General features: G+C 58.9%; 14 protein-coding genes and 1 tRNA gene. 8 read left to right on the plus strand and 7 right to left on the minus strand.

Features of this window, described 5'->3' with window-relative positions; all coding sequences use genetic code 11:
• Nucleotides 1–41: 41 nt before the first annotated feature.
• Together R6Y96_RS06715 and R6Y96_RS06720 are read right to left on the minus strand one after the other, a co-directional pair.
• A complete protein-coding gene (locus R6Y96_RS06715; RefSeq protein WP_318620478.1) occupies nucleotides 42–1,271 on the minus strand; it encodes a GNAT family N-acetyltransferase in 1,230 nt (409 codons plus the stop codon).
• Between the two features lie 13 nt (nucleotides 1,272–1,284).
• Nucleotides 1,285–2,625 carry an ATP-binding protein gene (locus tag R6Y96_RS06720; RefSeq protein ID WP_318620479.1) on the minus strand — a complete coding sequence of 447 codons (1,341 nt, stop codon included), beginning with the start codon at nucleotides 2,623–2,625 and terminating at the stop codon, nucleotides 1,285–1,287.
• Between the two features lie 215 nt (nucleotides 2,626–2,840).
• On the opposite strand from R6Y96_RS06720, the gene R6Y96_RS06725 reads away from it, so the two are divergent.
• From R6Y96_RS06725 to R6Y96_RS06735, 3 genes are all read left to right on the plus strand, one after another.
• A complete protein-coding gene (locus R6Y96_RS06725) occupies nucleotides 2,841–4,433 on the plus strand; it encodes an NAD+ synthase (protein ID WP_318620481.1) in 1,593 nt (530 codons plus the stop codon).
• On the plus strand, nucleotides 4,430–5,131 hold the full coding sequence (locus R6Y96_RS06730; protein WP_318620482.1) for an endonuclease III domain-containing protein: 702 nt from the start codon (nucleotides 4,430–4,432) through the stop codon (nucleotides 5,129–5,131). Before R6Y96_RS06725 ends, R6Y96_RS06730 begins: the two co-directional genes overlap by 4 nt.
• Nucleotides 5,132–5,726: 595 nt before the next feature.
• Nucleotides 5,727–6,131, plus strand: a complete 405-nt coding sequence (locus R6Y96_RS06735) for a pyridoxamine 5'-phosphate oxidase family protein (protein WP_318620484.1) — start codon at nucleotides 5,727–5,729, stop codon at nucleotides 6,129–6,131.
• A gap of 35 nt (nucleotides 6,132–6,166) precedes the next feature.
• Here R6Y96_RS06735 and R6Y96_RS06740 read toward each other — a convergent pair.
• Together R6Y96_RS06740 and R6Y96_RS06745 are read right to left on the minus strand one after the other, a co-directional pair.
• A tRNA-Ser gene (locus tag R6Y96_RS06740) sits at nucleotides 6,167–6,251 on the minus strand.
• Between the two features lie 39 nt (nucleotides 6,252–6,290).
• A complete protein-coding gene (locus R6Y96_RS06745) occupies nucleotides 6,291–7,376 on the minus strand; it encodes a hypothetical protein (RefSeq protein ID WP_318620485.1) in 1,086 nt (361 codons plus the stop codon).
• Nucleotides 7,377–7,404: 28 nt separating this feature from the next.
• Here R6Y96_RS06745 and R6Y96_RS06750 point away from each other — a divergent pair, with 28 nt between their 5' ends.
• Nucleotides 7,405–8,391 (plus strand): archaeosine biosynthesis radical SAM protein RaSEA, encoded by a 987-nt coding sequence (locus R6Y96_RS06750; protein WP_318620487.1) that lies wholly within the window; start codon nucleotides 7,405–7,407, stop codon nucleotides 8,389–8,391.
• Here R6Y96_RS06750 and R6Y96_RS06755 read toward each other — a convergent pair.
• The 3 genes from R6Y96_RS06755 to R6Y96_RS06765 all read right to left on the minus strand — a co-directional run bounded on the left by R6Y96_RS06755 (nucleotide 8,367) and on the right by R6Y96_RS06765 (nucleotide 11,413).
• Nucleotides 8,367–9,617, minus strand: a complete 1,251-nt coding sequence (locus tag R6Y96_RS06755; RefSeq protein ID WP_318620488.1) for an ornithine cyclodeaminase — start codon at nucleotides 9,615–9,617, stop codon at nucleotides 8,367–8,369. The two genes, R6Y96_RS06750 and R6Y96_RS06755, sit on opposite strands and share 25 nt — an antisense overlap.
• A gap of 159 nt (nucleotides 9,618–9,776) precedes the next feature.
• Nucleotides 9,777–10,385, minus strand: a complete 609-nt coding sequence (locus tag R6Y96_RS06760) for an NTP transferase domain-containing protein (RefSeq protein WP_318620489.1) — start codon at nucleotides 10,383–10,385, stop codon at nucleotides 9,777–9,779.
• Nucleotides 10,373–11,413: a pyridoxal phosphate-dependent aminotransferase gene (locus tag R6Y96_RS06765; protein WP_318620491.1), complete on the minus strand. Its 1,041-nt coding sequence runs from the start codon at nucleotides 11,411–11,413 to the stop codon at nucleotides 10,373–10,375. The genes R6Y96_RS06760 and R6Y96_RS06765 overlap by 13 nt, the downstream gene beginning before the upstream one ends.
• Nucleotides 11,414–11,574: 161 nt before the next feature.
• Between R6Y96_RS06765 and R6Y96_RS06770 the strand changes: the two genes are divergently transcribed.
• The 4 genes from R6Y96_RS06770 (at nucleotide 11,575) to R6Y96_RS06785 (ending at nucleotide 15,295) form a co-directional block, all read left to right on the plus strand.
• The gene (locus tag R6Y96_RS06770; RefSeq protein ID WP_318622499.1) at nucleotides 11,575–11,751 is read left to right on the plus strand and encodes a ribbon-helix-helix domain-containing protein; all 177 of its coding nucleotides are present in this window, start codon (nucleotides 11,575–11,577) and stop codon (nucleotides 11,749–11,751) included.
• Between the two features lie 10 nt (nucleotides 11,752–11,761).
• A complete protein-coding gene (gene ftsZ / locus R6Y96_RS06775) occupies nucleotides 11,762–12,886 on the plus strand; it encodes a cell division protein FtsZ (protein WP_318622500.1) in 1,125 nt (374 codons plus the stop codon).
• Between the two features lie 364 nt (nucleotides 12,887–13,250).
• Nucleotides 13,251–14,111 (plus strand): coiled-coil protein, encoded by an 861-nt coding sequence (locus R6Y96_RS06780; RefSeq protein WP_318620492.1) that lies wholly within the window; start codon nucleotides 13,251–13,253, stop codon nucleotides 14,109–14,111.
• A gap of 56 nt (nucleotides 14,112–14,167) precedes the next feature.
• Nucleotides 14,168–15,295 (plus strand): DUF373 family protein, encoded by a 1,128-nt coding sequence (locus R6Y96_RS06785; protein ID WP_318620493.1) that lies wholly within the window; start codon nucleotides 14,168–14,170, stop codon nucleotides 15,293–15,295.
• The last annotated feature ends 90 nt before the right edge of the window (nucleotides 15,296–15,385 follow it).

A 15,385-nucleotide genomic window follows, 5' to 3' on the forward strand; every position in this document is an offset into this window, starting at 1 on the left:
AGGAGAGAGGTAAGGGAGGCAACCTCTCCGGTTCGTCCTGCTTACCGGATGAACCGGACGGGAGGGCGGCGCATCGGCTGGACGTTTGCCCCCTCCATCTCACCCATGGCAAACGCGTACCTCTCCCGGATGGTTAGCGGGAGCTCACTCTCCGGTATCGAGACAAACCCGTACTTCCCATAGAAGTCAACAAGATTCCTGACCGCGTGCATGTAGAGGGTGTCATGCTGACAGGCCTCAACGAGCGCGTCCATCGCGCGCCGCGCATAACCCCTGCCCCGGAACCTTACCGGCGTGAATACACCGTCCACCTCGTAGCCGTCCGGGTGCCGGCGGCACCTGGCGACCGAGACCAGCCTGCCGTCGGCAAAGACCCCAAATATCCGGTCGGTCTTCGGGTCGGCCTTCAACTCATGATAGTCCACCCAGATATCCTCTGCACGTCCAAACTCCTCGCTTCGCAGTTCGCGGGTCTCGATCTCGACGTGTATCGGGATCGCGAGCACAAGCAGCGGTCTTTTAACGCAGGTGGCAACAGCGCCAGTGACACTCCCCAGCGTGGCCGCCCCCGCGGCGTCACGCCGGCCTATGCGAGGCATAACCACCATGGAGGCCTCGATCTCCTCGGCCACGGCACAGATGGTGCGCGCCGGATCACCTGTGCGTGCCAGCACCTCAACCTCCCGATGGGGGGTTGTAAGTTCCGCCCTGATGGCTGCAAGCCGGTCGGCCACCTCCTCCTCCGTCCGCCCTGGCTCCATTACATTCAGGAGCACCGCCTCTCCCTCACCGCCAGCGTCGCGCAGGAGCGCGCGGATCTCGGGTGCGGGGTCTGCAAGGTCCGTCGGCACCAGCAGCCTTGCCCCGAGGGGCGGCCCGCCCCTTGCCGACTGCGGCAGGATCAGGACGTGCACCACGGCATCCCGGAGCACACCGGCCGCGACGTTCCCGGAGAAGAGGTTCCGGAAGAGCCCGGGGTCGCGAACCCCCATGGCGACCAGGTCCACATAATTTTCTCTGGCGATCTGAAGGATCCGCGCCGGGATATCCGTCTTCACCTCTTCCACCACCAGCCGTACAGCGTAACCCTGACGCTGTATGATCTCCTGCGCCTGCTGGAGCGCCTCCTTCCCGGCGGGTGAGAGGTCGGTCGATCCTTTCAGGGCGTGGAATAGAATTACCTCACGAACGCCAGGAACCTCGCCGATCCGCTCCACCATTGTGGTGGAGGCCTCCGAGAGGTCTGTCGGGATAAGCACTTCTGGAAACATCTTCTCCCTCTTTTCAGGTTATCCTGTAGCCATCCGGCGGCACGTGGATCACAAACCTGGCGCCCTCGCCGGGCGTCCCCGTCTCCCGGATCGTCATGTTTGTGATGGCGAGGATCTCCCGTGTCAGGAAGAGGCCGAGCCCGCCACCGCTGCCGACGCCATACTCAAAGATACGCTCTTTATACTCCTCGGGAACGCCCACGCCGTCGTCCTCAACGTAGATAGCGAGCCCATCGTCCAGGATCTGAAAGGTGATGACGACCGAGGATACGGTCTTCCCGTGGCGGATGGCGTTCTCGATCAGGTTCGAGAAGACCCGATCCAGCATAGGGTCGGCGAATACCTCAAGCCGCTCCACCCAGGAGTGGATGGATACTCCCGAAGGTATCAGCAGACACGATGTTGCCCGCCGGATCACCTCCTGCACCGGTTGCCAGTCCGGCGGCTGGAGACCAAGATCCTGGTAATCGCGGGTGATCTCCACCCGGCGCTGAACAACCCGGGCGCTCTCCTCCAGTTCCTCAAGGTAGCGGCGAAACGCGGGATCGTCAAACTGCCGCATTCCCTGCGTGATCTGCGCCAGGAGTCGCGAGACCGCTGCAGCAAGATCCCTGTGAGTGAGTCTCCCGAGCATGTTAAGTTTGGCGTTTGTCCGGCGGAGCGTCTCCTCGGCGTTTTTGAGGGCCGTGATATCCACTAACGTGAGGACGATGCCACCTCCCTGCAGTCGGCCGGCCGAGAGAAGCGCGCGGGCGGTGCCGCCGTCGGTTCGGCGCAGGGTTGTCTCGAAGCCGTAGACGGTGCCTTTCAGGTCAATATCCGCCTTCAGGCTCTCCCAGACAGCGGGATCATCGAAGAGCCGGGTGATGGGTTCGCCCCTCAGTGCATCTGTGGTGGAACCAAGGAGCGAGGCGCCAACGTAGTTTGCCTCCTCAATCTGTGCTCCATCCGCCTCCTGAGCGATAATGAACGTTCCGGCCTCTGAGTTATCGAAGACTCCTCTGTATAGTTCCTCGCGTTCTCGCAGCCGTAGAGTGAGTAGCGATATGACGGCGCCGATGGCGGCAAAGACCACCGCCCTTGCAATCGCCTGGACGAGCAGCCATCCCTCCCCGATGGCAAACGGGAGACTCATCGCCAGATATCCCAGGGCAAGGCCGAGCGAGAAGGGGACGCCACGTCGGGGGTACCAGTAGGCACCGAGGACTATCGGGAGGTAGAAGAGGTGCGGAAGGACTGTGGAGATGCCTGAAAAGAGGCCGACGACGTTTGCGGCAAAAACGACAATAACCGATGCGGTGAGCAGAAAGAGACGGCGTCTCTCCCATGCTGCAGCCCGACGCCCGGAGGTCATCCCGCCCGCCCCCGGCCAGACTTAAATCCCATTCCACTGTATGCTCTATGCATGCTCTCTACAGGGCGCTATGATCTTTTGCCCATAAAAGGTATATGATCGGTGTGCCAGCGAAGTGTGGCGTCTGCAGTATAACCGGTCCAGGGTAAGAAGGACAGGAAAAGACATATGCCAACCGTTCTGCCATTACTGATCAGAGGTAGCCGGGAACTGTCATGAAGATCTCGCTTCTCCAGGTGAATACCGTTGTCGGCGATCTCGCCGGAAACGCCGGGCGGATAGCGGGAGGTGTCCGGGAAGCGGCCCGGGACCGACCGGACCTGATCGTCGCACCGGAACTCTCCCTGACGGGGTGCCCCCTACGGGATCTGTTGCTGCGGCCAGGGTTTGTTGCGCGAGCCCTCTCTGCAGTGGATGAACTTGCTGCAAACCTCGCCGGCGCACCCCCACTTATCCTCGGCCTCCCGATAGCGAATCCAGCCGGCACGGGCCGCCCGGCCTTCAACGCCGCCGCCCTTATCAGGGAGGGGGAGGTCGCAGGGATATTCCGAAAACCCTCCATCTCCGCCGGCGTCCTGAATGAGGATCGTTACTTTGAGCCTGCGGGCGGAGAGATCCCGTTCATCCGCCTTGGCGGAAAGACGGTGGGCGTGGTCATCGGTGAGACGATCTGCTACGAGGGGCCGATGCCGGACGTGATCGTTAACCTGGTCGCATCGCCGTTCGCCGTAGGGAGAGGGCGCCTGCGGGAGGAGTATCTCTCAGGGTTTGCCAGGGAGCATGGGGTTGCAGTCGCGTCTGTAAACTCTGTGGGGGGAAACGATGACCTGGTCTTTGACGGCCGGAGTGCCATCTTCGATGCCCGGGGAACGCTCGTTGCCCGCGGTGCGCCGTTTGATGCCGACATCGTGACCGCGAATCTAGCCAACCCCGCGCCGCAGGCTGTCGCCGCCGACGAGTATCTGCCTGAATCAGAGATCTGGCGTGCTCTGGTTCTCGGTACCCGGGACTATGTCCGGAAATGCGGGTTTACATCGGTCATCATAGGCATCTCCGGCGGGATCGATTCATCGCTTGTGGCCGCCGTCGCAGCCAGTGCGCTCGGGCCGGAGAACGTTCTCGGGGTGCTTTTACCCTCTCCCTACACCTCCGCTGCTAACATAGAGGATGCAAAACAACTTGCGGATAACCTGGGGATCCGGAGATGCTGCATCCCGATAACCCCGATGATGGAGACTTTCTCTTCCAGGCTTGCCGGTGTATTCTCCGGCATGCCCCCGGACACCACCGAGGAGAACCTGCAGGCCAGGATCCGGGCGGTGGTTCTGATGGCCATCGCGAACAAGTTTGGTTCAATGCTCCTTGCGACCGGGAACAAATCGGAGATCGCGGTGGGTTACTGCACACTCTATGGCGACATGGCCGGTGGGCTTGCCGTTATCGCCGATCTCCCGAAGGGGATGGTTTACCGGGTTGCCCGCTGGCTGAACGCCCAGCGTCCGGTCATCCCGCAGCGCGTCCTCGAGAAACCGCCTTCTGCGGAACTCCGGCCCGGGCAGGTGGATCAGGAGACGCTTCCGCCTTACGACCTCCTGGACGCGATCCTGGAGCGCTACATCGATCGACTCGAGTCGCCTGATGATATCATCGATGCCGGCTACCCGCCAGAGACCGTCCGGAAAGTCGTCCGGATGGTCGAGGCTGCGGAGTTCAAGCGCCGGCAGGCCCCGCCCGGGATCCGGGTGACCGGGCGGGCGTTCGGGACTGACTGGCAGATGCCGATCGCTGCAGGACGGTGGTGGCTATGAGGGGATCGAACCTGGCCGAGGACCTCCTCGCAATCTACAACGCCCTCCGTTTGGCGTTCGGCCACCAGCACTGGTGGCCCGCAGAGACACCTTTTGAGACTATGATCGGGGCCATCCTCACCCAGAACGTCTCCTGGACGAACGCGGCGCAGGCCATTCGTAACCTGGAGGGTGCAGGACTGCTCGATCCCCACACCCTTGCCGCGGCAAAGACCTCTGAGATCGCCCGCCTGATCGTCCCATCCCGCTACTACAACCAGAAGGCGGAGCGGATCCGGGAGTTCTCCCGGATCTACGTTGCAGAGTTCGCGGCAGATCCGGCGGTGATGGCGGCCGCTGATACCGATGAACTGCGCAGGCGTCTCCTTGCCATCCGCGGTCTCGGGAAGGAGACGGTGGACACCATCCTTCTGTATGCCTGCGAAAAACCGGTCTTTGTTGTTGACGCCTATACCCGGCGGGTATTCTCGCGCTATGGTCTGCTGCCGGAAGACGCATCCTACGATCGGACGCAGCGTCTTTTCGCGGAGAACCTGGAGCCCGATGTGGAGCTCTTCAACGATTACCACGCCCAGGTCGTGCATCTGGGAAAGACCATCTGCAGGAAGTCGCCGCTCTGCGACCGCTGTCCCATCCGTGAAGTCCGGGAGACGCTCTGCTGCGAAAAGACCGTGTCTCTGGCGGCCGGCAATCCCTGATATGATGCGGTTTTTCTCTTATTCCCTGCTCCATCGGTGAACGATAATCTCCACGCATCGCTCCCAGATTTTGTCCGGGTCTGATGGGCAAATCCGTTCCCGCCCCTCCATCGGCCCTCTCTTGATTTGTGATTTGCCATCGATAGACTGCCATAGAGGAGGCAGGCTCTTAGCGGTCTCATCAAACACCCATGAAATCGCGTTTCCATCCATTGCACGGCCTTCCGGGACAATTGCCCCCCAGCGGCCGGCAGGTGTGGGGTGTTCAACGAATACCGTTCCGGGCGACACGATGAGACAGGGGAGGGGGGAACGAAAACGTTCCCCCCTCCCCGTCAGCCCCACCCCATGGGGGTGATTCCCCATCGATAGAGTGCCACGAGGGAGCATCCCACCGCCGTCAATGTGATCACCCTCACCGAAATCCTCGTCCCCGTGCACGGCCACCGGGCCAATCGCCACACTGCCCGCCCCTTTCACAGGGCGTATTCGAGGGTGTCAGGAGTCCACCGGATTGATGGCCTCCCCCGGCCCCCATCTCAGGATGGATTCTATTTATATGTATGCAGTTGAGAGTGTACACCTGTGAGAGAGAATGGTTGCACTGACTGAAGAGATGAAAGCGGCTTTCCGCACCATGAAGGCCTACCCGGTCGCCACTGCGTCAAAGGAGGGGTGGCCGAACGTGGTACCGATCGCGTTTGTGGAACTTGTCGATGATGAGACTATCTGGATAGCGGACAACTACATGAAGAAGACACTTGCAAACCTTCAGGAGAACCCCAGGGTTGCCATCTACATCTGGGGTCCTGAGACAAAGGGCTGCTTCCAGATCAAGGGCGATGTCGAGATCAGGACAAGCGGCCCGGACTTTGAAAAGATGCAGTTCACCGTCCGGTCGAAGATGGCAAAAGCACCGGCAAAGACCCTGCTCATCATGAAGATCCGCGAGGTCTACGAGTGCACGCCCGGGCCAAAGGCAGGAGAGAAGATTCTGTAAACCGCCCCGCCCGAAAGGGCGGGACATCAAATCAGCGCCGGGAGGGAGATTTGAACTCCCGAGGTGCAGGGCACCAGCGGCTTTCAAGGCCGCCGCCTTACCGGACTAGACTATCCCGGCCTGCCTTAACCTATTGGGCAGCGCACAAAAAAAGGTTGTTCATCCCCGGCGCACGAGGACGACGGCAAGAAGCGCGAGGAGTGTAAGGAGCGGCGGCAACGGCGTTGATTGTGTGGGTGTGGGGGGAGCGTCCCCGAAGAGAGCGGGCGCGACCTGGCTCACCCTGACAGCCCTGGCGTTTGCTGCAGAGATCTGCACTGTAGCGTTATCAGTGTAACTCAGCGGGTAGATCTTCACGTATACCGTGCCGCCTTCTGTGGCAATCTCCACCTTTTCTGGCTCGAGCATGCCTTTCTCGTTGACCTTATGGCGCACATTCTTCTCATCGATGTACTCGACAACCCAGTCGAGCCCGGACGAAGTTGTGATGGTCACCGTCCCGCTCCGGGTCTCGACCTCGAAGTAGGCCGGCGCGGAACGGCTGGCGGGAGCGCTTGCAGAGATGACCACCCCGGTTGGTGTTGGCTCCGCCGCGCCAATCACCACAAACTCACGGCTGCCGATGTAGCCCCTGGCATCGTGGAAGGTGACCTCGTAGGTGCCCCCTGCAGAGATTGGCACCTCCACCGAGAACGCCCCGTTTTTGTCGGTTGCAAGATAGGTAGGTCCGTAGACGATGAAACCATCATGTTCAACCCTGACCTGCACCCCCACATCGCCAAGGTCAGCGACGGAACCCCGGATATCAAGGGTGCCGTCGAAATCCTGGGTGAGGGGCGAGTCTATTGTGATAATCCCCGATCGGTCGATCAGGGTAACCAGCTGCTGCGTCTTCGAACTGCCTCCAAACGTGGTCTTTGTGGGGTCGACGATCTCGATCGAGTAGCGTCCTGGTTCGAGCCCCTCAGTCTCAAAGGTCGCGGAGAACGTACCGTCTTCCTGTACGACGATCGTCTTCCGCTCGATCTCGCGCTTGGCGTACTGGGCGTAGTAGAGGACGATCTCGGTGCTGAACCCCGGGCTGAGCGAGGGTTTCGGCTGCCCCTCTATGGTCGAGGTACCCCTGACGACGAGCGGGTCGCCGACGTAGACCTCCTGTGGTGCGCTGATGGAGACATATGCGGCCGATGCAGGTGCTATTAGCACCATCGCGGCGATGAGTGCCAGCAATGCGATCCTTTTCATACCATTAGATCAACGGATATGAGGTATAATGCTATCCCAATTGACCGAGAAACCGCTGGCCTCCTGGCGCGGGAAAGACCGGCACGAGGGCCGGATCCTGGATACGCTGACGGTGATCTTTCGAAGCGGAGGTTGCTCCTGGAACCGCTGCCGGATGTGCGGCTACAGGCACGAGCGTTACCAGGATCTCGCCGGAGCCGAACTTGCCGAACGGATCATCCGCCAGGTTCGCTGGGTGAAGGAGAACTTCTCCGACGACGATTACCAGTTGGTAAAGGTATTCACCTCCGGCAGTTTCTTTGACCCCCTGGAGGTCCCCCCAATCGCGCGAGACGCCGTTGCAGAGGCGTTCCGCGGCAAGGTCTTGATAGTCGAGACACGGCCGGAATACGTCGAGGCCGATGGGGTTCGCGAGTTCCGCGAGGGGATCGATACCGGGATGCATGCCGTGCCGCTCACAATCGCCATGGGTCTTGAGACCACAGACGATCTGATCCGGGAGAAGTGCATAGACAAGGGGTTCACCTACGCAGATTTCCTCCGCGCCACAGAGACTGCGCACGCCGCCGGCGCGGGCGTTAAGGCCTACCTGCTGATGAAACCGCCGTTCCTGACAGAACGCGAGGCGCGTGATGACATGATCCGGTCCATCAGGGATCTCGCCCCTTCGGTCGAGAGCATCTCCATGAACCTCTGCACTGTCCAGAGCAGGACCGAACTCGAGCGCCTCTGGAGAGAGCACGCCTACCGGCCGCCATACCTCTGGAGCGTCCTGGACGTCCTGATTCAGTCGCCGGTGCATGTCCTCTGCGATCCTGTCGGTGGCGGGCAGATGCGCGGCCCGCACAACTGTGGCGCCTGCGACGGCCCGATAGTGAAGGGGATTACTGACTACTCGCTGAACAACGACGCCGGTCTCCTGCGCGCCCTTGCAGAGATGGAGTGCGGCTGCAAAGAAGAGTGGGAATTTGTGCTCGAGCAGGAAGAGCCCTACTGCATGCCGCTTACCCGCTGACTCCTCTCCAGTTCCTCAAGTTGCTCGCAGAGCAACGGGAGGAACGCCCCTGCGTCGCTCACGACGCCAATAGCCTGTGTCGTGCCCCGGTCCATAAGTTTTGTCACCGAAGCGGGGTTGATATCGACGCAGACGGTCTTGACGTACGAGGGCAGGCAGTTCCCGACGGCGATCGAGTGGAGGAGTGTTCCCACCATCACAACCATCGAGAGACCATGGATATGCCGACGCATGGCGTCCTGCGCCTCCACAACGTCCGTGATCACATCCGGAAGCGGACCGTCGTCGCGGATGGAGCCGGCAAGCACAAACGGGACCTCGTTCTTCACGCACTCATACATGATCCCGCCGGTGATGATCCCCCGGTCGACCGCGTTCTTTATGGAGCCTGCTCGCATGATCTCGCTGATGGCGCGGATGTGATGCTTGTGCCCGCCGGTGACAAGCGTGCCCGTCCTGATCTCCATCCCGAGCGACGTGCCGTAGAGGTTTGATTCTATATCGTGGGTGGCAAGCGCGTTCCCCGCAAACAGGACATCGATATAACCATCGCGGATCATGGTTGCGAGGGCGTCGGCCGCTCCGGTATGGACGATGGCAGGACCGCCGACAAGCGCGATCTTCCCGCCCTCCTTCTTCACTTTCAGGATCTCGCGGGCTATCTTTGTTATGATCGCCTTGCTAGGGCGTTCAGAGGATACCGTTCCGTGCATGAACTCAAACGTGCTGGACTTCCGGGGGCGCTCGGGGTAGATCACTCTGACACCGGTCTCGCTGACCACGACGAGATCCCCGGCCCTGATCTTTGATATGGGGGTGCAGATCGCACGATTCTCCTTCTCATCGATCACGATGTGGCAGTCCATCTCGATATTCTCGACCGGCAACCATTCTCCCCTGTACTTGACATAGGTCGGGTGGTTGGTTGTCGAGTAGAACCCCTTCGGGAGGATACGGTCTCCCTCTGCCGGTACAAGGATGACATCGCTGACCTCCGGGGTGCGTGCGCCGAGACGGTGCAGCTCGGAGAGGATGGCGTCAAGTTGCTGTTCGGTGGGGGCGGTCACGCGCAACCGGGCGTAACTGGTGTCGGTCTTCAGTTTCCCGACGTTGAACGTAAGAATCTCAAATTCACCGCCCATGTCCATGATCCTGTCAAAAACCATGGTCATGATGCCTGAATCGATGATATGCCCCTCTAATTCGATTTCCCGGCAGGGTCTCATATATAAACGTTGGTTATAGTCCGATAATAGGGTTTCCCAGGGTCCCTTCGGGGTGCGTCCCCTTCGCTGCTCGCTGGTTCCGCAGTAACCCGGAGAGCACCAGAATCGGACACGATCGGCATGTTGCTAAAACGAGGCGAGAAACCGGTGAAAAAAGGGCTACCCCTGGTGTTTTCCGCAGAGATACCGCTGCACCAGTGCCAGTTCTTCGCGTGTGTTGATGTTGAAGGCAAGGCGCCGGTCATGCAGGAGAACCTGCACCTCCTCCTCTGGTATCCCCGCTTCGCGGCTGGCTGTCAGGATGTTGACCCCGGCGGGGCATGCGGGAATGCCGTCGATGACCTCTGTGTAGTGTGTGCGGCAGCCATGTTCCAGACAGAGATCGCGGGGCACCCACGTGGAGCATGCCGGCAGCCCCGAGCGGCGCCAGGCGGCCTCGATATCGGCGATGATATCGACTGTGAGGCATGGCAGATCGGAGACGCAGGTGAAGAGGGGTTTTCCTTCCTCCTCAAGGTCGGCCGCAGCGGCATTGATATCCTCAACGTAGCCAAGCCCCTTTGTGTCGTAGATGGTGACGCCCTGCGCCCGGCACCAGTTTTTTGTGAACGGCGTCCGGTGCGAGGCCACAACGACCACTTCATAGCCTGCGGCAAGAAAGGCGTCGATCACATAGGAGACCATCGGTCGCCCGCAGATGTTTACAAGCGGTTTTTCACCCATCCCGAGCCTGGATCCCTCTCCCCCGGCCATGATCAGTGCAAGCATGCCTCAAGAGCCTCGATGAGTTGCCTGTTCTCCTCACGGGTTCGTACAGCCACACGGATGTGCCGGGGGAGCCCGAAAGACCGGCAGTCCCGCACCAGGATGCCCCGCGAGAGGAGCCGTTCGCTGAGCACTCCCGACTCCAGCGGGATCCCGACCAGGATGTAGTTTGCCGAAGGTGGGACGCAGACGAGACCGAGACCCTCCAGCCTCTCAGAAAGCCAGGCCCTTTCTTCTGAAATCCGCTTCCTTGACTCTTCCAGGCGATCGTAGTGGCGGAAGGCCTCGATCGCAAAGGACTCGGCGAACGTATTCACCGTCCAGGGGAGGCGCACCCTCTCAATCCTATCGATAAGTTCAGGGCTGCCAAACCCGTATCCGAACCGGATCCCAGGGACGGCAAAACTCTTTGTCAGGGATCGCAGCACGAAGAGTTTCTCGTGTGGTAGATCGACCAGACTCTGGCGGGGGTCAGCAAGTTCGATGAACGCCTCGTCAAGGAAGAGGTAACCCCCACGCCCGGCGACCGCATCGAGCACCCGGAAGACTTCTGCGTGGGAAAAGAGAGTTCCCGTGGGATTGTTCGGGTTGCAGAGAAACCTAACGGTGGCGCTGTCGTCCCCTGTGACGCATCTCCCTCCGGCAAGCCTCACAGCCACCCCGTACTCGGCAAACGTGGGCATCTCGATACAGGCGGCGTCGCCAGGTCCGAGCATCGCGCAACAGAACGCGCGGATCAGTTCGACCGATCCGTTCCCGACTGCCACCTCCGCGGCATCGCGCCCGAACGTCCTGGCGATCACCTCTTTTAGTTCTTCATACCGGTCGTCGGGGTAATCTTTCAGTGCAGAGAGATCCGGTATCCAGGGGATATCGGGAGGGTATGGGTTCATGTTCGCGCTGAAGTCAAGCACCGCATCCCTCATCCCGCGGCTGCGATGCCAGCGCACCCGGCCGCCATGTTCTGCTCTCTCAGGAAGATACTCTCGCATATCGATGGCAACTCTTTGAGGATATTTTGTCGTCTGCAACCAATAAAATCGTTATCCCGGCCAGAAAAAAATATCGGCAGGTTTATATCCAATACCAATGCTATTATGGCTTATCTGATACAGTCAGACATATAGACAACAAATGTCTGACAATTGTCTGCTTTAGAGCAGCCAAGTGTCAGATATGAGTGGATGGAATGATGGATCGGATCACTATCAGATTGCCACGACAGCAGGTTGAGATGCTCGAGAAGCTGGTGGAGGCAGGTGAGTTCCCCACGGTATCGGAGGCTGTGCGGTATTCTGTCAGAGCGCTTCTTGAGAAGTATGGAGACCGTGTCATGCGCGAGGCGGATCAGATCTCATTCAACGGTTAGGAGGTATATGATGCAGACTATCATTAACGAAGCGTTGAAGCACGCAGAACGTGAGAAATACCTGAAATCGGAAACGGATGAGGTCGAGGATGACATCCTCGGCCAGCCGCGCATCGTCATCGTGGGGTGCGGTGGTGCGGGGAACAACACAGTCAACCGCCTTTACCACATGCAGGTCAGCGGTGCCGAGACCATCGCGATCAATACGGACAAACAGCACCTGGACATGATCCGCGCCGACAAGCGGGTTCTTGTCGGCAAGTCGCTCACCAAAGGCCTTGGCGCCGGGGGGTTCCCTGACATCGGCAGGCGCGCGGCCGAGATGGCCCGGCCGACCCTGGAGACTCTACTCTGCGATGCGGACCTGGTTTTCATCACCGCCGGTATGGGTGGGGGTACCGGCACGGGCACAGCCCCGGTCATCGCGCAGATTGCAAAGGATCAGGGGGCGATCGTTGTCGGGATGGTCAGTTATCCCTTCCAGGTTGAGAAAGCCCGGCTTCTCCGCGCGGAAGAGGGGATGGAAGCTCTCTCTAACGCTGCCGACTCGGTTATTGTGCTCGACAACAACCGCCTCATCAAATTCGTCCCCAACCTGCCGCTCGGTCAGGCGTTCTCGGTGATGGACCAGCTCATCGCGGAGACCGTGAAGGGCATCAGCGAGACTATCACGGAACCGTCGCTCATAAACATCGATTACGCTGATGTGCGTGCCATCATGAGCAAGGGTGGTGTTGCCGTTATGCTAGTCGGCGAGAGCAAACAGCAGAACAAGGCCGAGAGCGTGGTTCACGAGTGTCTCAACCACCCACTGCTGGACATCGACTACCGTGGAGCAACGGGGAGTCTCATCCACATAACCGGTGGCAACGACCTGACTCTCCAGGACGCAGAGGAGATCGCAAGCTCTCTGACCTACGAACTTGACCCCCACGCGGACGTCATCTGGGGAGCACGGGTGAACAGCGACTTCGAAGGTAGAGTCCGTGTCATGGCGATCATGACCGGTGTGAAAAGTGCACAGATCCTCGGAAACCATCGCGCCTACGATCAGGCCTTACCAAGGCCTGCGGTATCAGCAAACAGGCGCATGGCAAGGGATGCCGCGAGCGGCCACCTTATTGATTTTATCTGATCACTCCTCCCTTACCCTCTTTCATATTATTTTGATCCGGGTCGATTGAGAGCGGAGGCGGTTTTCTGTCCCCTGCGAAATACTTAATATGACAGATGACATGTAAGATATAGACGTTCTTGTATAATCCTCCCCCGTATGGAGTGTGTTGTGCAGGGCAGAGACCGCTATGGTCTGCGGTGCCAGGGTACCGAGGTTGAACACATGAGCAGGCAGGTGAGCGACTGTCCGGGTCGCGAGTCCGGAGAAGGTCTTTTCTTGTGGTGTAACCGTTGCACGAGCCCTGGCGTTCCTGCAGCGATACGTTTTGGATCCGTCGGGTGAGGGTATGAGACATGTACCGAATGTCGAGGATTGGTAAGGAATGCTGAACGATCTGATTGAGAAACGAAAAAAAGTCCTTGCGGAGTCTGAACAGCACAAAAACCGGCGTAACGAGTTGAACGCACTTGCAAGCAAGTGCGCACGGGAGCGCAATGATCTGAATGCCCAGACCCGCGAATATGTTGAGGAGGCGCAACGGCACAAGGAGGAGCGGGACAGGATAAACAAGGATGTCCAGGCGCTTAAAGACGAGAGAAATAAATATAACGAGCGTGCAAACGCCCTATTTGAGGAGATCGAGGCTTTCAAGAGGGAGCATGGCAACCTCCAAAACCGGGGCATCAAAGAACTGCAGAAGCAGATTGAGCACCTGGAGTTCAAGCAGCAGACCGAGGTCTACAGCACCGATAAAGAACGTGAATTGATCGAGAAGATCAAGCACCTTAAATCGCTGGTGAAGGAACAGGAGGCCGAGTTTGAGCAGAACAAGGAGATGCGGGCGAAGCTTGCTGAGGCACGTGAACTCCGCAGGCGGGCCTCTGAGATCCATAAAGAGGTCACTGAGAAGGCCGAACTTGCACAACAGCACCATGACCTGATGGTTGAGGCCTACCGGAAGGCCGACAGATCTCGCGAGGAAGCCGACCGCGCCCACCAGAAGTTTGTTGAGGCTCAGGAAGCGGCGGACGAGGAGCACAGGTTATTTATCGCCTGCCAGAAGGAACTCCGCGATTACGATAAGGTTATATCGGGTCTCCGGAAGAAGACCAGGAAAACCAAGGTTACCAGAGAGCAGAAAGCCGTCCGGAAAGAGGCGGAACGTGTTTTCCAGCAGTTCCGCGACGGCGAAAAGATCACAACCGATGATCTGCTCCTGCTGCAGCGTGCAAAGCTTATCTAATACTTTTTTTGGCGCCCTGATAATTATTTAATAGTTCCAGAAAGATGTTCTAGTGAATGGCAAAAGAGCGGACGCTTGTCCTCTGTGTTGATCGCGACGATGACCTGGGCTTTAAAGCCGGGATCGAAGGGCCCATCATGGGCAGGGAGGCGTGCCTGCACGCAGCGACCTCGCTCGCCCTGGCCGATCCTGAGGATTCAGATATCAACGCGTTCTTTGAGACCATCAAAATCTATGATGAACTTGCCGCGCGGGGAGAGGAGGTTGCCATTGCTATCATCTGTGGTAATCACATGAACCTGATCGAGGGTGACCGGCGTGTTGCAAACGGTCTTGATACAGTCCTCAAGGTGACTGACGCAACATCCTGTATTGTCGTGACGGACGGTGCCGAGGACGAGTATGTCATGCCGGTCATCCAGTCCCGCGTGCCGGTTGGCAGCGTGCGGAGGGTGGTGGTCAACCAGATGCCAAACCTGGAGGGGACATATTACATCCTGAGACGTTTACTGGACGATCCAAAGGTTTCAAGGATTGTGCTTGTTCCGATCGGGCTTGCCATGCTCCTTTACGCACTGGGCTACCTGCTGGGCTACCCTGAGGTTGGGATCATCGTCGTTGTCGGTGTCATCGGGATCTACCTGCTCTTCAAGGGGCTGGGGATCGACGAGTTTTTCGGCTACCTGGTAAACTCGTTGAAAACATCGCTCCATGGTGGCAGGTTTACGTTTGTCTCCTACATCGCTGCAATACTGCTCTGCATAGTCGGTGTCATAATGGGACTTCTCAGCCTTCTGGAGTATTATGTGCCGTTTGGTATTGTCATCCAGGTTATTTCCTTCATATATGGGGCTGTGGCATGGTTCATTGCCGCAGGCCTGGTTGCGTCGGTGGGAAAGATCATCGATATATTCTTAAACGAGCGTGAGACTATCCAGCGTGTGATTGCTCTGCCGTTCTTCATCCTTGCAATAGGGGTCATCGCCTACGGGGCAAGCGTCTATATACTCTCGATCAGCAGTGATATACCGGGTTTCCCCATATCGAGCGCGGATGGGGTGGTTTACATAGTCATCTCGATCATAGGGGGGCTCTTCTGCGCATTCTTTGGTGTTTACTTCCAGTCATTCCTGGGCCGAGTGCTGAGAGAGGGTGAACTGGCTGCGCTGAAGAAAGAGGCTTGAGGCCCGATCCACTGCCACCTGCCACCTGTTGACCCGCGGATGAGAGGTTGCAGGCCCTCATTGAGTATCAATCGCGCCTTTCCTTTAGGG

The organism is Methanoculleus receptaculi (assembly GCF_033472595.1).
Lineage (GTDB): Archaea > Halobacteriota > Methanomicrobia > Methanomicrobiales > Methanoculleaceae > Methanoculleus > Methanoculleus receptaculi.